21 protein-coding genes are annotated in these 21,122 nt (G+C 63.1%); 7 read left to right on the forward strand and 14 right to left on the reverse strand.

What is annotated here, in order from left to right; genetic code table 11:
* Positions 1–24: 24 nt before the first annotated feature.
* Positions 25–285, reverse strand: a complete 261-nt coding sequence (locus AC3WTO_RS29905) for a cytoplasmic protein (protein ID WP_492464774.1) — start codon at positions 283–285, stop codon at positions 25–27.
* A gap of 118 nt (positions 286–403) precedes the next feature.
* Here AC3WTO_RS29905 and AC3WTO_RS29910 point away from each other — a divergent pair, with 118 nt between their 5' ends.
* The gene (locus tag AC3WTO_RS29910; protein WP_492464773.1) at positions 404–1,084 is read left to right on the forward strand and encodes a class I SAM-dependent methyltransferase; all 681 of its coding nucleotides are present in this window, start codon (positions 404–406) and stop codon (positions 1,082–1,084) included.
* A gap of 267 nt (positions 1,085–1,351) precedes the next feature.
* On the opposite strand, the gene zwf is transcribed toward AC3WTO_RS29910, so the two are convergent.
* The 3 genes from zwf to AC3WTO_RS29925 all read right to left on the reverse strand — a co-directional run bounded on the left by zwf (position 1,352) and on the right by AC3WTO_RS29925 (position 4,393).
* The gene (gene zwf, locus AC3WTO_RS29915) at positions 1,352–2,734 is read right to left on the reverse strand and encodes a glucose-6-phosphate dehydrogenase (protein ID WP_492464772.1); all 1,383 of its coding nucleotides are present in this window, start codon (positions 2,732–2,734) and stop codon (positions 1,352–1,354) included.
* Positions 2,735–2,747: 13 nt separating this feature from the next.
* Positions 2,748–3,755 carry a phosphogluconate dehydrogenase (NAD(+)-dependent, decarboxylating) gene (gnd, locus tag AC3WTO_RS29920; protein WP_492464771.1) on the reverse strand — a complete coding sequence of 336 codons (1,008 nt, stop codon included), beginning with the start codon at positions 3,753–3,755 and terminating at the stop codon, positions 2,748–2,750.
* Between the two features lie 170 nt (positions 3,756–3,925).
* Positions 3,926–4,393, reverse strand: a complete 468-nt coding sequence (locus AC3WTO_RS29925) for a VOC family protein (RefSeq protein ID WP_492464770.1) — start codon at positions 4,391–4,393, stop codon at positions 3,926–3,928.
* 178 nt (positions 4,394–4,571) lie between these two features.
* Here AC3WTO_RS29925 and AC3WTO_RS29930 point away from each other — a divergent pair, with 178 nt between their 5' ends.
* Positions 4,572–4,988: a hypothetical protein gene (locus AC3WTO_RS29930; RefSeq protein ID WP_492464769.1), complete on the forward strand. Its 417-nt coding sequence runs from the start codon at positions 4,572–4,574 to the stop codon at positions 4,986–4,988.
* Between the two features lie 6 nt (positions 4,989–4,994).
* On the opposite strand, the gene AC3WTO_RS29935 is transcribed toward AC3WTO_RS29930, so the two are convergent.
* Together AC3WTO_RS29935 and pgi are read right to left on the reverse strand one after the other, a co-directional pair.
* On the reverse strand, positions 4,995–5,705 hold the full coding sequence (locus AC3WTO_RS29935) for an HAD family hydrolase (RefSeq protein ID WP_492464768.1): 711 nt from the start codon (positions 5,703–5,705) through the stop codon (positions 4,995–4,997).
* 5 nt (positions 5,706–5,710) lie between these two features.
* On the reverse strand, positions 5,711–7,354 hold the full coding sequence (pgi, locus tag AC3WTO_RS29940) for a glucose-6-phosphate isomerase (RefSeq protein WP_492464767.1): 1,644 nt from the start codon (positions 7,352–7,354) through the stop codon (positions 5,711–5,713).
* Positions 7,355–7,696: 342 nt separating this feature from the next.
* On the opposite strand from pgi, the gene pdxR reads away from it, so the two are divergent.
* Entirely contained in the window at positions 7,697–9,187 is a 1,491-nt protein-coding gene (gene pdxR / locus AC3WTO_RS29945; RefSeq protein WP_492464766.1) for a MocR-like pyridoxine biosynthesis transcription factor PdxR, read from the forward strand.
* A gap of 168 nt (positions 9,188–9,355) precedes the next feature.
* Here the strand turns inward: pdxR and AC3WTO_RS29950 are convergent, their stop codons facing one another.
* Both AC3WTO_RS29950 and AC3WTO_RS29955 read right to left on the reverse strand, forming a co-directional pair.
* Positions 9,356–9,613 (reverse strand): hypothetical protein, encoded by a 258-nt coding sequence (locus AC3WTO_RS29950; protein ID WP_492464765.1) that lies wholly within the window; start codon positions 9,611–9,613, stop codon positions 9,356–9,358.
* Between the two features lie 163 nt (positions 9,614–9,776).
* Positions 9,777–10,877, reverse strand: coding sequence for a MerR family transcriptional regulator (locus AC3WTO_RS29955; protein WP_492464764.1), 1,101 nt, complete (start codon positions 10,875–10,877; stop codon positions 9,777–9,779).
* Between the two features lie 254 nt (positions 10,878–11,131).
* Here AC3WTO_RS29955 and AC3WTO_RS29960 point away from each other — a divergent pair, with 254 nt between their 5' ends.
* Complete coding sequence (locus tag AC3WTO_RS29960) at positions 11,132–12,721, forward strand: trimethylamine methyltransferase family protein (RefSeq protein ID WP_492464763.1); 1,590 nt, start codon at positions 11,132–11,134, stop codon at positions 12,719–12,721.
* A 246-nt stretch (positions 12,722–12,967) separates the two neighbouring features.
* Here AC3WTO_RS29960 and speB read toward each other — a convergent pair whose 3' ends face one another.
* The 3 genes from speB to AC3WTO_RS29975 form a co-directional block, all read right to left on the reverse strand.
* Complete coding sequence (speB, locus tag AC3WTO_RS29965; RefSeq protein WP_492464762.1) at positions 12,968–13,921, reverse strand: agmatinase; 954 nt, start codon at positions 13,919–13,921, stop codon at positions 12,968–12,970.
* A gap of 139 nt (positions 13,922–14,060) precedes the next feature.
* Positions 14,061–14,456, reverse strand: coding sequence for a YybH family protein (locus AC3WTO_RS29970; RefSeq protein WP_492464761.1), 396 nt, complete (start codon positions 14,454–14,456; stop codon positions 14,061–14,063).
* 29 nt (positions 14,457–14,485) lie between these two features.
* Complete coding sequence (locus AC3WTO_RS29975) at positions 14,486–16,009, reverse strand: purine-cytosine permease family protein (RefSeq protein ID WP_492464760.1); 1,524 nt, start codon at positions 16,007–16,009, stop codon at positions 14,486–14,488.
* Between the two features lie 100 nt (positions 16,010–16,109).
* On the opposite strand from AC3WTO_RS29975, the gene AC3WTO_RS29980 reads away from it, so the two are divergent.
* Entirely contained in the window at positions 16,110–17,015 is a 906-nt protein-coding gene (locus tag AC3WTO_RS29980; RefSeq protein ID WP_492464759.1) for a LysR family transcriptional regulator, read from the forward strand.
* 99 nt (positions 17,016–17,114) lie between these two features.
* A complete protein-coding gene (locus tag AC3WTO_RS29985; RefSeq protein ID WP_492464758.1) occupies positions 17,115–17,708 on the forward strand; it encodes a dimethylsulfonioproprionate lyase family protein in 594 nt (197 codons plus the stop codon).
* 52 nt (positions 17,709–17,760) lie between these two features.
* Here the strand turns inward: AC3WTO_RS29985 and chrA are convergent, their stop codons facing one another.
* Both chrA and AC3WTO_RS29995 read right to left on the reverse strand, forming a co-directional pair.
* Positions 17,761–18,963: a chromate efflux transporter gene (gene chrA, locus AC3WTO_RS29990; protein WP_492464757.1), complete on the reverse strand. Its 1,203-nt coding sequence runs from the start codon at positions 18,961–18,963 to the stop codon at positions 17,761–17,763.
* A 304-nt stretch (positions 18,964–19,267) separates the two neighbouring features.
* Positions 19,268–19,744 (reverse strand): RidA family protein, encoded by a 477-nt coding sequence (locus tag AC3WTO_RS29995; protein ID WP_492464756.1) that lies wholly within the window; start codon positions 19,742–19,744, stop codon positions 19,268–19,270.
* Between the two features lie 181 nt (positions 19,745–19,925).
* On the opposite strand from AC3WTO_RS29995, the gene AC3WTO_RS30000 reads away from it, so the two are divergent.
* Entirely contained in the window at positions 19,926–20,627 is a 702-nt protein-coding gene (locus AC3WTO_RS30000) for a TetR/AcrR family transcriptional regulator (protein WP_492464755.1), read from the forward strand.
* 97 nt (positions 20,628–20,724) lie between these two features.
* Here AC3WTO_RS30000 and AC3WTO_RS30005 read toward each other — a convergent pair whose 3' ends face one another.
* Positions 20,725–21,009 carry a hypothetical protein gene (locus AC3WTO_RS30005; RefSeq protein ID WP_492464754.1) on the reverse strand — a complete coding sequence of 95 codons (285 nt, stop codon included), beginning with the start codon at positions 21,007–21,009 and terminating at the stop codon, positions 20,725–20,727.
* Positions 21,010–21,122: the final 113 nt, after the last annotated feature.

The raw sequence follows: 21,122 nt of genomic DNA on the forward strand, positions 1-21,122 counted from the left end.
ATTTGTGCCTCTCTCTGCGGCGAACTAACTGAACCAGTAGCGTTTCATGGCCTGAAGGAACGTGATCTCTTCGACAGGAAAGCCCGATGCCTCGCCGATGACCGCGTCTATCCCGCATTCGGGACAAAGCGCGGTGACGCCCTTGTCCGTCCAGTCTTCGATCTCATTGAAATCGAACGTCTCACAGCAGTAAAAGCAGCCGCAGACGGCGCTATGATAGAGTTCACCCCAATGATAGGAGGAATGCTCGTGAGCCTCCTTCAAAGCATTGTCCGGCACATCCATGGCTGCGAAGCGCGGCGTCAGCGCGATGCCTGATCATCGACCCCATGCCTAGCCGAACTGTGTCGACGGGTCCACAGACAAGGCCGGGTCTGCATACACCACCGAGCAGGAACGGGTAATGACAGAGAGCGCAAATTCAGACGATCAGGCAATAACAGAGCCTATCACCGAGGTCTCAGCCTTCATTACTGACAACCTGCCGGTCGCACCGGTTCCGGGCATTCCCGAGATCCGGCTGCATGGCGCGCGTCCCGGCAGTGGACTGCGCCGCGTCGTCGAACGGCGCAGCAAACTCTCGCCCTACTGGGCCTATCAATGGGCCGGCGGCGCGGTGCTGGCCCGCCATCTGCTCGACCATCCCGAAACGGTGCGAGGCCTGGCGGTCCTCGACCTCGGCACCGGCTCCGGGCTCGTCGCCATTGCCGCAGCCAAAGCCGGCGCCGGCAAGGTGATGGCTGCGGACATCGATGCGCATGCGATCGCCGCGCTACGCCTCAATGCCGTATTGAACGATGTGACGGTCGAGCCCGTGCTTGCCGACCTGACCATCGGGGAGCCCCCGCATGTCGATCTGGTGATGGTCGGCGACCTGTTCTACGAACGCCGGCTTACCCGGCGCGTCACCGCTTTCCTCGACCGCTGTCTTGCCGCCGGCGTTACGGTGCTGGTCGGCGATCCCGGCCGCGCCCACCTGCCGCGCAGGCGGCTCAGGACGATCGCCGAATACCATGTCACCGACTTCGGTGCTGTGGGCGCAGCGACCCTGGCAACTGTCTTTTCGTTTATTCAGGAGTCCTAATTCAACCCTGGCGGAAGGGACTCAGTTTCCACGCCACCTGCGATTGCTCGCAACAATAACGCCAATTTTTGCATGGATTGCTTCAAAAACAGAATCCCATGCTTCGCGCACGCCAGAATCTTGCTGCAAACTGAAATAATCATCCGGTGATTCCTCCCGTACCACCGGTTGTGTTCTTCCCTCCCGAGAGGCTTTTCAGCCTCTGCTTCGGCCGGGGCGCCAAGCGTCCCGGTCTTTTTTCTGCGATACAGCCCCGTTTCCCAGGCTCTATTTTGCCGGATCGATCCAGCCGTTGGGCGGCCCGAACTTGGCCATCGTCTCGGCAGGCCCCCAGGTGCCCGGCTCGTAGATCGCCGGCTGGCTCTTGTCATCGAGTATCGGACCGACGATGCGCCAGGCCGCTTCCGACGCATCCTGGCGGGTGAACAGGCGCACATCGCCGTTCATGGCATCGCCGATCAGGCGCTCATACGGCTCCATGTCGCCGGCGGAATCGTCGACGGCCGAAAGCTCGACCTGCTCGCCGACCATCGCGTCGCCGGCCTGCTTGCGGCGCGCGCCGATGCTGATGGAGATTTCCGGGTTGATGCGGAACCGCACATAATTGGCCTCGTCAGGCGCGATCGTGTCGAAGACATCGAGCGGTGGCCGCTTCAGCCGGACGACGACCTCTGTGGCGCGCACCGGCAGGTTCTTGCCGGCGCGGATGAAGAAGGGCACATCCTGCCAGCGCCAGGTGTCGACGAAGAAGCGCACGGCGGCGAAGGTCTCGACGGTCGAGCCCGCCGCGACGCCCGGCTCCTGCAGATAGCCGGCAAACTGTCCGCGCACCACATCGTCCTTGGTCAGCGTGCGCACCGCCTTCAGCACCTGCACCTTCTCGTCGATCAGGTCCTCGGCGGAGCGACCAGACGGTGGCTCCATCGCCAGAAGCAGCATGATGTTGAGCAGGTGGTTCTCGATGACGTCGCGGATGCAGCCGACCTCGTCATAGAATTTCCCGCGCCCCTGCACGCCGAAATTCTCGGCCATGGTGATCTGGACGCTCTCGACATAGTTGCGATTCCAGATCGGCTCCAGGAAGGAGTTGGCGAAGCGGAAGTAGAGCAGGTTCTGGATCGCTTCCTTGCCGAGATAGTGGTCGATGCGGAAGATCGAGTTCTCGTCGAAGACGATGTGCAGCACCCGGTTCAGCCAACGCGCCGACTGCAGGTCGCGCCCGAAGGGCTTTTCCACCATCAGCCTGGCGCCAACCGCGCCACCCGACTGCTCCAGCCCCTGCACCACCGGTTCGAACATCGAAGGCGGTACGGCGAGATAGTAGAGCGGATGGCGGAAGCCGTTCAGCTCTTCCTTCAGCTTGTCGAAGGTTTCCTGGTTACGGTAATCGCCGCTGACATAGCGCAACAGCCCAACAAGCCTGGCGAAGACTTTCTCATCGACCTTGCCGAGTGCCGCCTTGATGCCGTCATGCGCACGCTCGGCCAGCTTCTCCACCGTCCAGTCGTCATAGGCGATACCGATGATCGGTTCTTTCAGGTGGTCGCGCTCCACCATCGAATAGAGCGCCGGGAAGATCTTCTTGTGCGCCAGGTCGCCTGTGGCGCCGAACAGCACAAGCACATCCGATCGGGTTTCAGCCGCTGCCATGATCGGTACTCCCTTACGCCTTCGGCTTTTCGAGATGGCCGCCGAAGGCATAACGCATGGCGGACAAAAGCTTGTCGGCGAAGGCCGACTCGCCCTGCGAGGAGAAGCGGTCGAAGAGCGCGGCGGACAGTACCGGTGCCGGCACGCCGGTGTCGATGGCAGCCTTCAGCGTCCAGCGGCCCTCGCCGGAATCCGAGACGCGGCCGCCGTACCCGGCCAGCGCAGGATCCGCCTTGAGCGCGCCGGCGGTGAGATCGAGCAGCCAGGAACCGATGACCGAACCATGCCGCCACACTTCAGTGACCGCCGGCAGGTCGATGTCGAACTGGTAATATTGCGGCTCCGACAGCGGCGTCGTCTCGGCATCGGCACTGCGCTTGGCCTTGCCGGAATTCGCGGCCTTGAGGATGTTCACGCCTTCGGCATAGGCGGCCATGACGCCGTATTCGATGCCGTTGTGCACCATCTTGACGAAGTGACCGGCACCACTCGGCCCGCAATGCAGATAACCGAATGGCGCAGTGCCGGCGGCCTTGTCGGGCGTAGCCCCATTGTCCGCACCGGGCGCCAGCGTTGCGAAAACCGGGTCGAGGTGCTTCACCGCCGCATCGGGACCGCCGATCATCAGGCAGTAACCGCGCTCCAGCCCCCAGACGCCGCCGCTGGTGCCGACATCGACGAAAGCCAGGCCCTTTTCGGCATACCGCGCGGCGAGATCGACCGCGTCGCGATAGTTTGAATTGCCGCCGTCGATAATGATGTCGCCTTTGTCGAGAAGGCCCGCGACCTGATCGGCGACCTTGCCGGTGATGGCGGCGGGCAGCATCAGCCAGACGGCACGCGGCTTGGCCAGCTTGCCGATGAACTCTTCCAGCGAACCTGCGCCGGTCGCCCCTTCCTTGACCAGGGCTTCGACGCTGGCCGGATTGATATCGTAGACGACGCATTCATGGCCGTCGCGCTGCAGGCGCCTGACCATGTTGGCGCCCATCCTGCCCAGTCCCATCATTCCGATCTGCATAGTTCCATCCTGCTTGCTGACATTGGCCTGCCCGATCGCCCTGCTCGCCGGCACCAGCCGACGCAACCGAGACGCCGACAATCTCCGATCCGCGGCCATCAAGCCAGAGGAATGTGAAGGCTGTTTCAAAGGAAGTGGTTTCGAATGCAGAGTAGGCTACGATGACCCTGCTATTCTGCGTGCCAGCCGTCGATCCGGCAGCCGCTCAGCTGTTCGGCCTCCTCACGCGGGACATGCCGGACGGTCTCGGCAAAGGTCCAGACATGGCCTTCCGGATCGCGCGCCCGATAAGTGCGCTCGCCATAGAACTGATCGGCGGGCTCCTGCATGATCTCGGCGCCGGCGAGACGCGCCCGTTCGCAATGTTCGTCGAGACCACCAGGCAGCTTCAGATACACAAGTTGCGTGTTCCTGCCGCCGACCGAAACAGGGCTGGCGATATCGTCCGCCCATTCATGGTCGACGACGATGTAGGCATCGGCAAAGCGCATCTCGGAATGCACCAGCCGGCCCGACGGATCGGTGACCAGCATGCTGCGCTGGAAGCCGAAGGCACGCTCAAGCCATTCAAGCGCTGCCCATGGATCACGATAAAAGACGCCGACGCCCAAGGTGGCATGCTGGAAGGGATCGTGCATCGTTGCGAAACTCGTCTAGGCAAGAGTTTAATCTTATGCCTTGCGGCGTATTTACTCTTTTGTGTTTCGATATGCAGCGCTTGAGCCAACCTGGATTCAACAAAGGCAAATTTATCAGATGCCTGTTGCAGACAATAACCTTCCGCTCCTGCGGTATCCGACGGCAGATGGAACAAGGATGCTCAACCAAGAGCAGTCTGAAGCCGTCAGGAAATTCAATTTCCTGGAAAGCATGACGGCGTTTCCTTTTGCAATTCTTATCCTTGTCACGTTGCTCGGCTGGCTGACCAGCGGGTGGAGTGCGCTGCCGCTTCTTGCCAGCCTGACAATTACGCTCGTGGCTTTGATTTTGGTGACGCGGGCCTTCAACCGCCGCCGATTGGAGATCATCCGGACTGCCCATCTATCGACGAACCCCGCCGATAGACCGACCCTTCAATCAGGGATCGAGGATGCGTCCCGAACCATGCGACAGCTCTGGCGCGATGTGCCTGCTCCCCCTCTCGTGCGATTTCTAGCACTTGGGCTGCGCTTCCCTGTTCGCGTGCTCATCAAGATGTTCAAATCGCTTTCTTCCTCGCGGGAGGAAAGATAGACACGTTCACCCTCTTCCAGCCAGGAACGCCGGAAGATCCGCGACGGAAGCCAGCACCACATCGGCCAGTGGTGCCAGGGTCTCGCGCGTGCCGGTGCCCGACAAAACACCCACCGCCAGGCCGCAGCCGCCGGCGCGCGCCATGTCGAGGTCATGTCGGTTGTCGCCGACCATGGCGATCTCGGAAGGCTTCAGCCCGGTGAGGTCGCAGAAGGCAATGACCGCGTCCGGCGCCGGCTTCGGGTTGGCGACCGCGTCATAACCGTAGGCGGCGTCGAACAGCTGCGCCATGCCGATGGCCGACAGCGTACGCTCGCAGCCGGCGGTGGAATCGTTGGTGGCGACGCCCAGCCGGTAGGATTTGGCGTGCAGCGCTGCAAGCGACTCGGCAATGCCGGGCAGCGGCACGGCAAAGGCAGAACCCTGTTCGATGCAGATCTCATTGAAATGATCCAGCGCCTCGCGCTGCTCGGCCGCCGACAATTCGGGAAACCACAGCTCGATGATGTCGGCATTGGTGCCGGCGGCGAAGATGGAGTCCGCCTTGAAGCCCTTGGTTTCGAAGTCGTAGCCGACCTTGGCCAGCAGCTCGTCGGCCCTGGCGCGATCGCCGTTCGCCGCTTCCAGCGCCATGCGATCAGCCACGCCACCCCAGGTGGCGTGGAAATCGATCAGTGTGCCGTCCTTGTCGAAAAGAATACCCTTGATGCCCGCCAAACCAGCTACTCCCGTTCGTTTAGCCGGTGAATATGTCCTACCAGCCCCGCTGTCGAGGCATCTCTCTTGGCGGCATTCTCCTTGCCCTCAACGACAGGCAGCAGGCTGGTGGCGAGTTCCTTGCCGAGTTCGACCCCCCATTGGTCGAAGGAATTGATATCGTAGAGCGTGCCTTCGACGAAGACGCGGTGCTCGTAGAGCGCGATCAGCCGGCCAAAGGTACGCGGGTCGAGCTTGCGATAGAGGATGGTGAGCGACGGCCGGTTGCCGGAAAAGACCCGGTGCGGCGCGATCTTGTCGACCTGTTCCGGCTTCATGCCCTTGGCCAGCATCTGCGCACGCGCTTCTTCCAGCGTGCGGCCCTTCATCAGCGCTTCCGACTGCGCCACGACATTGGCCAGCAGCAGGTCGTGATGATGCCTGAGCTCGGGCTCATGACCGATGGCAGCGGCAATGAATTCGACCGGGATGATGTCCGTGCCCTGATGCAGGAGCTGGAAGAAGGCATGCTGGCCATTGGTGCCGGGCTCGCCCCAGACCAGCGGGCCGGTCAGGGTGACGGCCTTTTCTCCGTCCAGCATGACGCTCTTGCCGTTCGATTCCATATCGAGCTGCTGCAGATAGGCCGGCAGGCGCGACAGGCGCTGGTCATAAGGAATGACGGCGCGGGCCGGATAACCACAGACGACGCGGTGCCAGAAACCAACGAGGCCGAGCAGCACCGGCAGGTTCTTGTTCAGCGGCGCAGACTGGAAATGCTCGTCCATGTCATGGGCGCCGGCCAGGAAGGCGCGGAAGTTTGCAGGACCGACGGCAATCATCACCGGCAGGCCGATGGCGCCCCAGACCGAATAACGCCCGCCGACCCAGTCCCAGAAACCGAAGACGCGGTCCTTCTCGATGCCGAACTTGGCAACCAGATCGAGCGCGGTGGAGACAGCGGCGAAATGCTTGCCGACGGCCTCCTTGCCAAGCTTGGCCTCGACCCATTTGCGTGCCGTCTCGGCATTGGTCATCGTCTCGACGGTGGTGAAGGTCTTGGAAGCGACGATGATCAGCGTCGTTTCGGGAGACAGGCCCTTCAGCGTATCATGAATGTGGGCGCCGTCGATGTTGGAGACGTAATGCGTGCGCGGCCCGTCATGATAGGGCGCGAGCGCCAGCGTCGCCATCACCGGGCCGAGATCCGAACCGCCGATGCCGATGTTGACGATGTCGGTTATCTTCTTGCCGGTGTGGCCGGCGGCCTTGCCGGTGCGGATGGCATCGGCAAAGACACTCATGGCGTCGAGCACCGAGCGTACATCCTTCTGCACGTCCTGGCCGTCGACATGAAGACCCCTGCCGTCGAGATTGCGCAGCGCGGTATGCAGCACGGCGCGATCCTCGGTGATGTTGATGTGCTTGCCGGCGAACATCGCCGCGCGGCGACCTTCGAGGTCGGCGTCCCTGGCCAGGCCTTCGAGCAGTTTCATCGTCTCTTCGTCGACCGCGCATTTGGACCAATCGAGCAGCATGTCGCCGTCCAGCGCCGAAAAGCGCTTGAAGCGGTCCGGATCGGCGGCAAAGGCCTCGCGCATGTTCATCGGGGTTGCAGCGCGATGGGCGCGCAGTGCGGCGAGCTGTTTGTCGAAAGCGGTGCGGTCCACGGCGATCTCCGGAAAATGGCGAGGAGTGGCGGTTCAGCGGCAGTCTAGCAGAGCGATTGTGGCAAGCGAGAGATTTGCCGGAAGTTATCTAGGGGAATTTCAATCGGTTCAAGTTGCCGATCGCGTACATTTTGCGTCCGGCTGAAACGGGCCGAGGCAAAGGTGCCACGCCGCCAACCAGAGCGGGAAATTTCTACTTTTTGGTGTTCACCGGCGGGAATGAAGGATCACTGGCATAAATCCCAAGGATCAGAAAAATTGATTGGCGCAAACCCTTGGACCAATCATACAGTCCAATGGTCCACAAAACAAAAAAGACTGACCAACGAGGAGCGCCCGAATATGCCACAGCGTAACGACACAGCGATATGGTCGGGCCTGTTCAGGATTTCGGCCGAGTCCGGCCAGACCCTGCAGGCGCAGATCCGCCAGGCGATCGTGGCCGCCATTCTCGACCGTCAGATCGCCGCATCCATGCCGCTTCCGTCCTGCCGCATCCTGGCCGAAAAGCTCGGCGTCGCGCGCGGCACCGTGGTGCTCGCCTTCCAGCAGCTGGTCGATCAGGGCTTCCTGGTGGCGCGCGAACGGCGTGGCCACTTCGTCAATCCGGAGGTGCTGGCAACGCCGGCACGGCCGCAGAAGGCGCCGGAGCAGGCCAACGAGATCGACTGGAAGAAGCTGCGCCAGATCGCTGCCAGCGACATGCCGCCGCCCAACAAGCACGACAACTGGATCAAGTCGTCATATCCATTTGTATATGGCCAGTTCGACCCGGCGCTGTTCCCGACCGCCGAATGGCGCGAGTGCAACCGCATGGCGCTGGCCGTACTGGAGATCCGCAACTGGGCCTCGGACATGGTCGACCGCGACGACCCGCTGCTGATCGAACAGATCCAGGCCCGGCTGCTGCCGCGGCGCGGCATCTTCGCCAACCCAGACGAGATCATCGTGACGCTCGGCGCGCAGAACGCGCTCTACATGCTCGCTACACTCTTGATGGCCAAGGGCTCGAAGGTGGCGATGGAAGACCCCGGTTATCCGGATGCCCGCTCGATCTTCCGGCTGGCCGGCGCCGACATTCAGCCGATCCCGGTCGACCAGTCCGGCATCGTCACCTCGGCGATCCCGGCCGATTCCGGCTTCGTGTTCGTGACGCCGAGCCATCAGTGCCCGACGATGGTGCCGTTGTCGCAGGAACGCCGTCAGGACCTTCTGGCCCGCGCCAACCGCAACAACCAGATCATCATCGAGGACGGCTATGACAGCCAGTTGCTGGATGAGGCGCCACAGCAGGCGCTGAAGAGCATCGATCGCTCCGGCCGCGTCGTCTATGTCGGCTCGATGTCGAAGACGCTCGCCCCAGGCCTGCGCCTCGGCTACATCGTGGCTTCTGCCGGGCTGATCGCCGAACTGCGCGCGCTGCGTCGCTTCATGCTGCGCCATCCGCCGGCCAACAACCAGCGCGCCGTTGCGCTGTTCCTGTCGCTCGGCCATCACGAGGCGCTGGTGCGTCGCCTTTCGACCGCCTTCGACGAGCGCCGCAAGCGGCTGGTCAATGCCATCTCGGCCTTCCTGCCGGAATGGCGCGCCACCGACTCCGCCGGCGGCACCTCGCTGTGGCTGGAAGGACCACGCGGCACCGACTCGCGCGATCTTGCGACAGCCGCAGCCAGCCGCAGCGTGATCATCGAACCAGGCGACCGCTTCTTCGACCGCGCCGACAAACCGTCGCGCTTCATGCGACTGGGCATATCGTCCATTTCGCTGCAACATATCGAACCCGGCATACGCGAGCTCGCTACCGCAGCGGGCCGGCGACCGGCAGCCGCTTAGCCGCATCCTCCCAGACGGCTCACCTCCGCCCGGTCCAAAGCCGGGCGGTTTCTTTTCCAGAGAGCACCGACGAGATATTAGCCGGCGTACCTATTGGCGCCGTCGTGGAAGCGTCTCGATGCCAGCCGAACGGTTCGGTCCGCGCCGAGGAGTGTGGTACCGCCAGTGTCAATGCAGGCGAAAGGCAAAGGATACCGGCAGGCACACCGGCAGAAGCCACCAGACACCGGCCGTGAGCAGCGTGACCACAGCCAGTATGCTGGCCCAAGCCAGCAGCCTGGCCAGATGCCCTGCCGTGGACCGGTGGCCAGCATCCCGTGTCCGGGCCGATTGGGCCAGCAGCGGACCGAAACCGATGATGCCAGGCAGGACGGCTGCCCAACGGCGTGACTGCACACGCAGGCGTAGCGCGCAATTCCAGGACAAGTGTGCAGCGGTTTTCCGTCCGGAATTGCGTGAGAACAAAGAATAGGAGCGTTTCCGCGTTTCCGTGCAAAACGGAAACGCTTTAGTCCAGCCAATGACCATTGGACCGGTTCCTCATGATTCGACGGACTTGGCTGTCGCAATGGCGCGACGGGGGCTCCCCCTAAGGCCTTGGGCGCAGGAACATGCCGCTGAACTTGCCGTCGGGCGTCAGCGAAAAACTCCACTCCACCTCGCCATGCTCGAAGCGCACGTCGTAGACGTCCCAGCCCTCCTGATTGACCCCTCGGAACGTCACGTCGATCAGGGCACCGAAACGCGCCAGGTCCTTGGCGATGAAATCCCTCTGCGTGCGGGCCGCTTCAGCCAAAGCCGGGCTCATCCGCTCGTAATCGGGTTCTCCGCGCATGTGATCGCGGATCGTCGCCCGTAGCAGCACCTCGCTGTCCGGCACCGGGGTCTTGTCGCGGATACGCTTGTCCAGCGCCGCCTGAATCTCGCGGCTGACGGCCTCGTCGATGCGTTGTGCGGGAAGATCCAACCCACCCTGGTGCAACACCAACCGGTCGACCACGCCTGAGGCGGAGCGCATGAAGGTGATCTGGGCCGGTTCCAATTTGAGAAAGAAAGAATGGTCGCTCTCGGGAAAGGCTTCCACTTCGGGTTGACCGGTCACCTGGATAAAGAGATGCCCGTCGCGGTGGATAATGGCCAGACCCGGCCCATCCTGCAGCTGATAGTGGCCGGCAAAATCGACATAAAGCGCGGGGGCGATTTCGACCGCGGCGCGCGGCCTGGTCTGTTCATAGCGGCGCCAGGCGATGGCGTCTGACGAGATGTCGCTCATCTGGGTCTCCTTTGCCAGTTTGACGAGGTCGTCGATCGACACGCGACCGCCGCCGGCAAGCTTGCCTTGCAACGCCTCGACGATGACCAGGCCCTGGTCGGCGCGCTCGCGCGTCTCCCGCAACAATGCCTGCTGCATGCGCAGCAGGCGCTCGATATCGGTTGCCTGGCCAGCCAGCAGGCCGGCAATGGCCGACAGGCTGAGGCCGAGCCGTTTCAGGGCCAGGACCTCGGTGAGGCGGGCGACGTCGCCGGCGCCATAGAGCCGCCAGTCCTTGTCGGTGCGGCGCGGCGCGATCAGGCCATAGCGTTCGTACAGCCTGAGCGCCCGTACCGTCAGGCCGATGCGGCCGGCGCATTCGGCGGCGGTCAGCCATTCGGTCTCGGCGATGTGAACGTTCCTTGCAAGCTCGTCCATGAAACCTCCGGAGGACCGCTGTAAGCTATGACCTAAGGTCCGGCTCAAGCCTTATCTTTGAAGGCGACTGCAGAATGTGTCACGGGGCAATGCTGGCGAACGATTTGCGGAATCTGGTCCACCGGCCGGGTAAATTTGGCTCATATGCTGTACCAATGCGATTGACATAGTTCGCCAATACAAGGGGAAGAAGCCCGCTGATGGTGGACCAACCACCACGCGCAAAGCTTCGGGACTAAAAGCGGAGGTTTTCCATGTCCATGACGGCGGAAAAGCATGATTTACAAGGCACTGGCGGGTCTCGACGATCCGGTGGGCGCGAGGCGCGACGAGCCATGCGTGCCGCGCCTCTGGCTGATGACATTAGGCCAGTGAGGGCCGGACTGGAAGGCGGACGCTACGGTCCATTGGCCCAGAACGACCTGGAACGCGTCCATGAGGCGGTCCTGACGCTGCTGGAAACGGTCGGCTTCGCCAACGCCATTCCATCCTGCATCGAGGCGCTGACCGGGGTCGGCGCCAGCTACAGCGACGATGGCCGCATCCGCTTCCCGCGCGCGCTGGTGCTCGACACCATCCGCAAGGCGGCGCGCAACTTCACGCTGCACGGCCAGGATCCGAAACACGACATGTTGATCCAGGGCAAACGCGTGCATTACGGCACGGCGGGTGCCGCCGTGCATCTGGTCGATGTCGAGAAGCGTGAATACCGCGAGAGCCTGTTGCAGGACATCTATGATGCCGCACGCATCGTCGATGGCCTCGACAACATCCACTTCTTCCAGCGGCCGATGGTGCCGCGCGACATTCCCGATCCGCTCGAGATGGACTTCAACACGCTCTACGCCTGCGTGATGGGAACGTCCAAACATGTCGGCACCTCGTTCACGGTGCGCGAGAACGTGAAACCGGCGCTGGAGATGCTCTATGCGATCGCCGGTGGCGAGGAGAATTTCCGCGCCCGGCCCTTCGTGTCCAACTCCAACTGTTTCGTCGTACCGCCGATGAAGTTCGCCGAGGACGCCTGCGGCGTGCTGGAGGCCTGTATTGAAGGCGGCATACCGATCCTGCTGCTTTCCGCCGGCCAGGCCGGTGCGACCGCACCGGCGGCGATTGCCGGCGCCGTGGTGCAGGCGGTGGCCGAAGTGCTGGCGGGACTGGTCTATGTCAACGCCCTCAAACCCGGACATCCGGCCATTTTCGGCACCTGGCCCTTCGTCTCGGACCTGCGCACCGGCGCGATGTCGGGCGGCTCGGCCGAGCAGGCGCTTTTGACGGCAGCCTGCGCACAGATGGCGCAATTCTACGATCTGCCGGGCGGTTCGGCCGCCGGCATGGCCGATTCCAAACTGCCGGATATCCAGTCCGGCTTCGAAAAAGGCATCACCGACGTGATGGCCGGCCTGTCGGGGCTCAACCTCGTCTACGAATCCGCCGGCATGCATGCTTCCCTTCTCGGCTTCTGCCTGGAAAGCCTGATCATCGACAACGACATGATCGGCCAATGCCTGCGCTGCGTGCGCGGCATCGAGGTCAGCGACGAGGCGCTGTCGATCGATACCATCACCGAAGTCTGCCTTAACGGGCCCGGCCACTACCTCGGCAATGACCAGACGCTGAAGCTGATGCAGACGGAGTATTTCTACCCGGCCATCGGCGACCGCTTTTCGCCCAAGGAATGGAACGAAAGGGGTAAGCCCGACATCCTGCAGCGCGCCATTGCCGAGAAGAAGCGCATCCTGGCGGAACGTTTCCCGAACCATGTACCCCGCGCCATCGACGACCGCCTGCGCCAGCGTTTTGACGGGCTCATCCATCTGCCGCGTTCCGGCATGGGCGGGTAAGGCGCGGCCGTTTCCTTCTCCCCTTGTGGGAGAAGGTGGATCGGCGCGCAGCGCCGAGACGGATGAGGGGTGCTGGAAGAAATGAGGCTGAGCAATATTACGCGCTGTGGAGGCGCTCCACGTAGATAACCAAGTCGATGGCGTTCAGTCCAACACCCCTCATCCGACCTCGCCTACAGCGGCTGCGCCGCCGAGGCTCAGCCACCTTCTCCCACAAGGGGAGAAGGAAAGTCGCAACACTCGTCCCTACACCCTCCTCCTCACACCCGGCAGCACACAAAGCATCTCGAACAGCAAATTGGCGGCGACGAGCGCCGTATTGCCGGACGTATCGTAAGGCGGGCTGACCTCGACGAGGTCGCAGCCGACGATGTTCAGGCCGGCGCAGCCGCGTATGATCTCGAGCGCCTGCACCGTTGTCAGCCCGCCGATCTCCGGCGTTCCGGTACCGGGCGCATAGGCCGGATCGAGGCTGTCGATGTCGAAGGAGATGTAGACCGGTCCGTCGCCGATCTGTTGGCGCACTTCCTGCATCAGCGGCGACAGCGACTTGTGCCAGCATTCCTCGGCCTGGACGACACGGAAGCCCTGCTGGCGTGGCCAGTCGAAATCGTCGGCCGCGTAACCGGTGCCGCGCAGACCGATCTGGACGCAACGGCGCGTGTCGAGCACGCCCGCCTCGACCGAACGGCGGAACGGCGTCCCGTGCGCGATCGCCTCGCCGAACATGTGATCGTTGATATCGGCATGCGCATCGACATGGATCAATCCAACCGGACCGTGCTTCTCGGCAACCGCGCGCAGGATCGGATAGGTCAGGGTGTGGTCGCCACCCAGCGTCAGCGGAATGCACGAGGCTTCCATGATCCCCGCATAGTGCCGGGTGATGATGTCCATGCAAGCCGGCAGGTTGAAGGTGTCGATCGGCACGTCGCCGATGTCGGCCACCATCAGGCTGTCGAAGGGCGCGGCGCGTGTCGCCATGTTGTAGGGCCTGACCATGCAGGATTCGGCACGGATCTGACGGGGGCCGAAGCGGGTGCCGGCGCGGTTCGACGTGCCGATGTCGAGCGGCACGCCGACGAAGCAGGCGTCGAGACCGGTCGCATCCGGCTGTGTCGGCAGGCGCATCATGGTCGCCGGTCCACCGAAACGCGGCATCTCGTTGCCGCCGAGCGGCTGGTTGAAGGATCTGGTCACGATGCGGGCCTGCTATGCTGTTGGAGCATTTTGTAGCCAAGTGGATTCACTTGGCGTTACAAAAATGCTTTGAAAACAAAACTTTAGAGCGTTTCCGCGAAAAAGCGGAAACGCTCTAATGGTGGACCGGAAGGAGCTCTCAAGCTTCCGGCATGGTCGAGAGATGCTCGTGGACGGCGAGCCATTGGCCATCGTGCTTGCGGAAAACGATGGTTTCGCGTTCATGGCTGGTGACGGCTTCACCACCGAACGCCGCACGGGTTTCGACGCGATGCGTGAAGATCGCCATGTCGCCGAAAAGCCGGATGTCCCTGTCGGATGACTTGCAGTCGAGAACCTTGAAGCCGAGCGATGTCTCCCAGTCCTTCCACAAAAGACGGTAGTCCTCGCGGCTGGCCAGAACCGCCGGATGATTGTGGAAGATGAAGGTGGCGTCCGGTGCGAAGGCCGAGAAATAGGCCTCGGTGTCGTGACGACCGAACGCGGCCACCAGGCGTTCCGCCGCTTCGGCGACCGCGGTTTGGTTCTGATCCATCAATCATGCTCCTTGCATCTTGGCGCCGATCAGGTGATTGGCGCGATCGCTTCGTCCGACACCGGAACAAGGCGTGGGCCGTTGGGGCCGTAAACGGCGCGCGGTTCGGGGAACACGAACAGCAGGGCCGGGTAGATGATCGCCGGCAGGACAAGCGCCACGATCAGCGAGACATCGACGCCGCCGAACAGATTGCCGAGCCAGCCGACGAACTGGCCGGGAATGTTGACCGTCGCCAGCGCCAGCAGTGCGGTCGGGATCCAGGCGGTGATGCCGGCAATGTTCCAGCCGTTGCGGAACCAGTAGGCGCCGCCGGTCTTGCCCTGGTTGAACACCTGCATGTGTTCGGGAAGATAATAGCCGCGCCGCAGGAACGCGCCGACGATCATCACCGACATCCATGGGGTGGTCATGACGATGATCAGCGTCACCAGCGTGGTGATCGAAGAGATCAGGCTGAAGCTGAAGCGGCCGACGAAGATCAAGACGATCGAGATGATGCCGATCAGCAAGGTCGCCTGCACCCTGCTCAGCACCGGAAACACGCTGGAGAAGTCGAGGCCGGTGCCATAAAGCGACGTGGTGCCGGTCGACATGCCGCTGACCAGGGCGAGGCCGAGCAGCGGCAGCAGGAACCATGCCGGGGCAACCGCGATGAGCCCGCCGGTGTAGTTCGCATTGGTGATGTAGTCGGGCGCGGCGGCGGCAACCACCGTCGCGGTGATCAGGCCGAACAGGAACGGCAGCAGGGTCAGCACCTGCGCCAGGAAGGCCGCGCCCATCAGCTTGAGCTTGCTGGTCTGACGCGGAACGTAGCGGGTCCAGTCGCCAAGGAAGGCACCGAAGGAGATCGGATTCGACAGCACGATCAGCGTCGACCCGATGAAGGCCGGCCAGAAGCCTTCGCCACCGACGACAAGCCCGGAGCCGGCGAAGCTCTGGTCGAACTGCGGCCAGAAGGCGACCAGCCCGATGATCATCAGGGCCGTCACCACGACGACCGCGATCCTGTTGACGACCAGCATCAGCTGGAAGCCGTAGATGCAGACCAGCAGGATCGCACCGGCGAAGAGGCCATAGGCAAGCCCGTAGAGCCATTCGCTTTCCGCGGCGCCGAACAGCCGGTGCAGGGTTCCGACCAGGGCATCGCCGCTCGACCAGACGCTGATCGCGAAAAAGCAGATCGCCGTGAGCAGGGCCAGGAACGAACCGACGATACGGCCGACGACACCGAAATGCGCGCTGGAGGAGACGGCATTGTTGGTGCCGTTCATGGCGCCGAAAATCGCCATCGGCGCAAGGATCAGTCCGCCGATGACCACGCCGGTCACGCAGGCGGCGACGCCTTGCCAGAAGGAAAGGCCGAAGATGATCGGAAACGATCCGAGCACCGCGGTGGCCAGTGAGTTCGCACCACCCCATTCGATGCGCATGAAGTCGAACACGGTGGCGTGCCGTTCATGGTCGGGAATGATGTCGATGCCGTGGGTTTCGATCTTCATTGCGGCGGGCGCCGCAGCCAGCGGCGCTGCCGCCTCGTAAGCGGTATTCATAGTCTCCCCCTCTATGTTCTCCTCGCCGGCATTTGGGCGGCAGCTTGCATTGGATTTCAATCCTGATTTCGGTATGCATGCATAGGCAGAGGTCTATGTAATGAGCGGCATCTCCACGGATCTGGACCTGAGGCTGACCCGCATCTTCTTCGCGGTGGTCAATGCCGGCGGGCTTTCAGCGGCGCAGCATGCGCTCAACATGCGCCAGCCCACGATCAGCAGCCACATCGCCGATCTCGAGATGCGGCTCGGCTACCGGCTGTGCGAACGCGGCCGCAAGGGCTTCCGGCTGACGCCGAAGGGCGAGCGCTTCCTGCATGTGGCGCGGCGCTATCTCAACCTGCTCGGCGAGCTGAACATCGAAGCGCGAAACATCGACCGCGAACTGGTCGGCATCCTCAATCTCGGCCTGATCGGCAATGCGCCGGCGGCACAGAACGCGCTGCTCAGCCAGGCGATCTCACGGTTTCGCCGGCGCGACGAGGCCGTGCAGATCAATGTGACGATCAATTCTCCCGACCTCATCGAGGACCTTCTGGAGAACGGCCAACTGCACGCGGCGATCGGCTATTTCTGGCGCCGCGTGCCGGTGCTCGAATACCGGCACCTGTTTTCCGAGCGCCAGGTCGCCTATTGCGGACGTGGCCACGCGCTGTTCGCCGAGAGCGGCACCTGCACGATGGAACAGCTGTCCGGGCAAAGCTGGGCATCACGGCGCTATCCGGTTCCGACCGCTCCGCAACTGCCACCGAACTCACACATCACCGCGTCGGCCGACAATATGGAAGCCAATCTCATCCTCATCCTGTCAGGCGAGCATCTCGGCTATCTGCCCGATCATTTCGCCGAACCCCATTGCCGGTCAGGGGATCTCGCACCGCTCAATCCCGATACGCTGTCATACGGCGTCGATTTCCATCTCGCGCTGCGTCGCGACTACAAGGCCGATCCCGTGGTCAGCGCTTTCATGGAAGATCTGTCGGCGCAGGTGCAACGGCAGGCGTGATCGGCCCGAGCGACGCTGAAGCCTTCGCGATAAACCACACACCATTGCCTCCGCCCATGCGGTCGTGGAACAGTGTGGCGGCAACGCCGGAGCAGCACCATGGCAGCATCGCACCAGGAAAACCTGGCCACCTTCCTCGACGACCTCGCAGCCGCGATCGCACCGAAAGCGACTGGCGACACACCCCTGGCGCTGGGCTGGCGACGCGTCGCTGACAGCATTCCGCGTGGCGAGTTCGAGTGCGGTACGACGGAACCGGCACGACGGCCTTCCTGCATCCACCTCCAGGCGAGCTATCGCAATCTGGAAAATGGCGGACTGCGCAAGCTGGCCGCTTCCTTCCAGGCGATCGAACCGCTTCTGGCCTGGAGCAGCCGGGCCGAACGTCGCATTTCCGACGCGCTTTCGGAAAATTATGCCGAGGCGACGATCGTCGGCCAGGGTGGCGCAATACCCAGCGAGCGTGTCGAAATCGGTGCTTCTATCCTCAGCCCGAACATGGATTATCCGAACCACCGCCACCCGCCGGAAGAAGTCTATATCGCCCTGTCCCAGGGTCATTGGCGACAGGATGACGATCCGTGGGTAGAGCCTGGCATCGGCGGCCTGATCCACAACCCCGCTAACATCGTCCACGCCATGCGCTCCGGCGACCAGCCGCTGTTCGCGATCTGGTGCCTGCCTTTGCCTTAGCTGGCGGCAGCTATCCCTTCTCCCTCCGGGGGAGAAGGGAGGTTCGCGACCTTCACATCACCGCTCCGGCGCCGGCCAGCAGCAACACCACCATCCAGGGCGGTGCCTTGGCGAAGACCAGCAACAGGAACCCGGCGAGACCCAGCACGGCGTCGAGCGGACCGATGATGGCGCTGGTCAGCACCGGATCGTAGAAGGCGGCGGCCAGGATGCCGACCACTGCAGCATTGGTGCCGCGCATCGCCGCCTGCGCCTTCGGCAGTGCGCGCAGCTGATCCCAGAACGGCAAGGCGCCGTAAACGAGAAGAAGGCCGGGAAGGAAGATGGCGACAAGCGCCAACGATGCGCCGACGAGGCCGTTGGGCACGATGCCGGAAACCGCGCCGAGATAGGCGGCGAAGGTGAACAGTGGCCCGGGAACGGCCTGTGCCGCGCCGTAGCCGGCGAGGAAATCCTGCAGCGGTACCCAGCCGGGTGCGGCGACCGCGTTCTCCAGCAGCGGCAGCACGACGTGGCCGCCACCGAACACCAGCGCACCCGAGCGGTAGAAAGCATCGAAGAAGGCCAGTACATGGCTGCCGGTCCAGCCGAAGAGCAGCGGCGGCGCGACGAGCAGAACCGCGAACAGGACAAGCGCCGCCATGCCGGCCCGGCGATTGACGGGGAAAGCCGGATGCGTCGCGGCGGCGTTGGCCTCGGCCCTGCAGAAGAAAAGCCCGGCAACCGCACCAGCGGCTATAGCGCCGACCTGGCCGAGCCAACCTCCAACCAACATGGCAAGGAACAGAGCGCCAAGTGCGATGGCGATGCGCTGGCGATCGGGCGTCAGGGTGCGCGCCATGCCCCACAATGCCTGCGCAACGACCGCCACCGCCACCAGCTTCAGCCCATGCAGAATGCCCCCGCCAACCGGATTGTCGAGTGCGGCTGCACAAAAGGCGAAGACGACCAGCAGTGCCGCCGACGGCAAGGTGAAGCCGGCCCAGGCCGCAAGCCCGCCGGCGATCCCGCCACCTCGCAGCACGCCGAGCGAGAAGCCAACCTGGCTGGAAGCGGGACCCGGCAGGAACTGGCAGAGCGCGACAAGGTCGGCATAGCCGGCCTCGTCGATCCATTTCCGGCGCACCACGAAGGCATCGCGGAAATAACCGAGATGCGCGATCGGCCCGCCGAAGGAGGTCAGGCCCAGATGCAGGAAAACTCGGAACACCTCGGCGATGCGCGATCCCGACGCCTCATCACTTGCCACCGCCACCCTGCGCCTCGTCACTGCCGTCCGTCTGCGGCGGCGATCCTAGCGGCTTGCCGTGGCGGAGCAAGGGTGGAGCACGCCCTTCCCTTCTCCCCGTTCACGGGGAGAAGGTGTCACGAAGTGACGGACGAGGGGCTGCGTCAAGGGGACAAAAGCTGGCTCTGCCCCTCACTGTCCTGCCGGACCCGGCCCTTCGCTATCGCGCCGGGCGTTCATCACTCGAAAAGCCAAGCAGTTGGCTTTTCGTCCGCTTCGCGGAACGCTCCTCACCCCCGTAAACGGGGGAGAAAAGCAGCTTCCACGCTCGCTACTCCAGAACCACCACCGCCTCGACCTCGAACAGCATCGGGTCGACGGCAAGCTTGGGAACGGGAACCAGGGTCTGCGCCGGCAGCCGGTCGCCGAACATCTCCTTGACGTTCTGGGTCAGCACCCCGAGCTTGGACATGTCGTGATCGACAACGAAGACGGTGAGCTTGGCGACCTGATCCGGCCGGGCGCCGATTCCATCCAAGGCTGCCTGCAGGTTCGCATAAGCCTGCTTTACCTGTACGGCAAAGTCGGGCGACAGGCCGCCGGTGCTGTCCTGGCCGCCTTGCCCGGAAATATAGGCCACCCGGGCTCCCGGTGGCGTGATCACTGCCGTGCTGTAGCCGTTCGGCGACGGGTCGTAGAGGGTCTTTGGATTGACGATGGTCAAATCCTTCGCCGTTGCCGCAGTGGAAACTGCCGTGGTCATGATGAGGAGGCCTCCGAAGAACAGATGGTTGATGGCGCGTGACATGATTTGGCTCCGCGATGTGAACGACGACCGTTCGCGGCCAGGGTGATCGACCGTGACCGACAATCGACTCGTACGATATACGATTCATCCTATGGTACAATGTACGAGTCAACCGTTGCACATCGACAATGCTGACGCCGCCTGCCAAAATCGCGACCGACGAATAGAAAGAAACTGACGCATGGCAGCCAGATCCGACGCTGCGCGGGGTAAACGGCCGCAGCGAAAAAAAGCGATCCCCGCGGCGCGCGGCGAACCGTCGTTGTCGCTGGAGCGCATCGTCGCCACGGCGATTGGACTGTTGGACGCCCAAGGCGCCGATGGATTGACGATGCGCGGGCTGGCCGATCGTCTCGGCTCGGGCGTGATGAGCCTGTATTGGCATGTCGACAACAAGGAAGAGGTGTTCGATCTGGCGCTGGACGCGGTGATGGAATATCGCGAGCCGCCGCAGGTCGCCGAGGCCGGCGACTGGCGTGCCGAAGTCATCCCCATGCTCGAAGACTGGCGCGCGGTCATGCTGCACCACCCGTGGTCGGCGTCGCTGCTGCCGACCCGTGCGCTCGGCCCCAATATCCTCGGGCGTCTTGAGATGCTGAGCCGTACCTTGTCCAGAGCCGGGGTTACGGACGCCGACCTCAACGTCGCGATATGGTCACTGTGGAACTATGTGATGGGTGCCACCATCACCCGGGCGAATTTCGACCGCTCGGATGACGACATGGCCGCCGCGCAACAGCACCTTGCCGGTCTCAGCGCGCGCTATCCGACGATCGAGCGCTCGCGCTTGCTGCTGGACAATGATTGGGACGGGGTCTTCCGAAGCGGCCTGGATTTCCTGCTCGATGGTTTCGTCCTGAAAGGCAACACCGCGGCGCGATAGAGCATGAACCCGAAAAGTTGCAGACTTTTCGGACCAAGATCATGCTCCAAAAAAGGGATAGAGCAGTTTCTGCGGGGCCGGTCGGCTGGCGAAGCCATCACATCGGGTTCGCCGCCGCTCCCAGCACACCCAGCAGCGCGATCAGCCCGGAAACATAGTTCAGCCGCGACGTGGTGAACGTCGTGACCGCCGCAGGTCCACGCACAAGACGCGTCCCGTAGAAAAGGACGGCTTGAAAGACTAGGAAAAAGACGACCGGGCCGAACAACATGGCGCCGATCGCCCCGCCCCAATTGCCGTCCGATGTCATCATCGCCGCGGCTTTCAGGTTCAAAACCACGGCAACGGCGACAACGACACACAATGACAGGAACTGCGGCATCGGACGGAACCTCCAGAGCAATTCCAGGAAAAGTGCGCAGCGGTTTTCCGTCCGGAATTGCGTAAAAACAAAGAGTTAGAGCGGTTCCGCGCGAACCGCTCTCGCATGCAGGC

Source organism: Mesorhizobium sp. EU05-FHT14A09, from assembly GCF_058790995.1.

Bases quoted from the DNA above. Each gene is read 5' to 3' on its own strand.
- AC3WTO_RS29955 (WP_492464764.1), bottom strand. From the start codon at position 10,877: ATGGACGAGCTTGCAAGGAACGTTCACATCGCCGAGACCGAATGGCTG.
- AC3WTO_RS30000 (WP_492464755.1), top strand. From the start codon at position 19,926: ATGGCAGCCAGATCCGACGCTGCGCGGGGTAAACGGCCGCAGCGAAAA.
- AC3WTO_RS29960 (WP_492464763.1), top strand. From the start codon at position 11,132: ATGTCCATGACGGCGGAAAAGCATGATTTACAAGGCACTGGCGGGTCT.
- pdxR (WP_492464766.1), top strand. From the start codon at position 7,697: ATGCCACAGCGTAACGACACAGCGATATGGTCGGGCCTGTTCAGGATT.
- AC3WTO_RS29930 (WP_492464769.1), top strand. From the start codon at position 4,572: ATGCTCAACCAAGAGCAGTCTGAAGCCGTCAGGAAATTCAATTTCCTG.
- AC3WTO_RS29905 (WP_492464774.1), bottom strand. From the start codon at position 285: ATGGATGTGCCGGACAATGCTTTGAAGGAGGCTCACGAGCATTCCTCC.
- AC3WTO_RS29910 (WP_492464773.1), top strand. From the start codon at position 404: ATGACAGAGAGCGCAAATTCAGACGATCAGGCAATAACAGAGCCTATC.
- AC3WTO_RS29985 (WP_492464758.1), top strand. From the start codon at position 17,115: ATGGCAGCATCGCACCAGGAAAACCTGGCCACCTTCCTCGACGACCTC.
- AC3WTO_RS29975 (WP_492464760.1), bottom strand. From the start codon at position 16,009: ATGAATACCGCTTACGAGGCGGCAGCGCCGCTGGCTGCGGCGCCCGCC.
- AC3WTO_RS29970 (WP_492464761.1), bottom strand. From the start codon at position 14,456: ATGGATCAGAACCAAACCGCGGTCGCCGAAGCGGCGGAACGCCTGGTG.
- gnd (WP_492464771.1), bottom strand. From the start codon at position 3,755: ATGCAGATCGGAATGATGGGACTGGGCAGGATGGGCGCCAACATGGTC.
- AC3WTO_RS30005 (WP_492464754.1), bottom strand. From the start codon at position 21,009: ATGCCGCAGTTCCTGTCATTGTGTGTCGTTGTCGCCGTTGCCGTGGTT.
- AC3WTO_RS29925 (WP_492464770.1), bottom strand. From the start codon at position 4,393: ATGCACGATCCCTTCCAGCATGCCACCTTGGGCGTCGGCGTCTTTTAT.
- zwf (WP_492464772.1), bottom strand. From the start codon at position 2,734: ATGGCAGCGGCTGAAACCCGATCGGATGTGCTTGTGCTGTTCGGCGCC.
- AC3WTO_RS29980 (WP_492464759.1), top strand. From the start codon at position 16,110: ATGAGCGGCATCTCCACGGATCTGGACCTGAGGCTGACCCGCATCTTC.
- AC3WTO_RS29995 (WP_492464756.1), bottom strand. From the start codon at position 19,744: ATGTCACGCGCCATCAACCATCTGTTCTTCGGAGGCCTCCTCATCATG.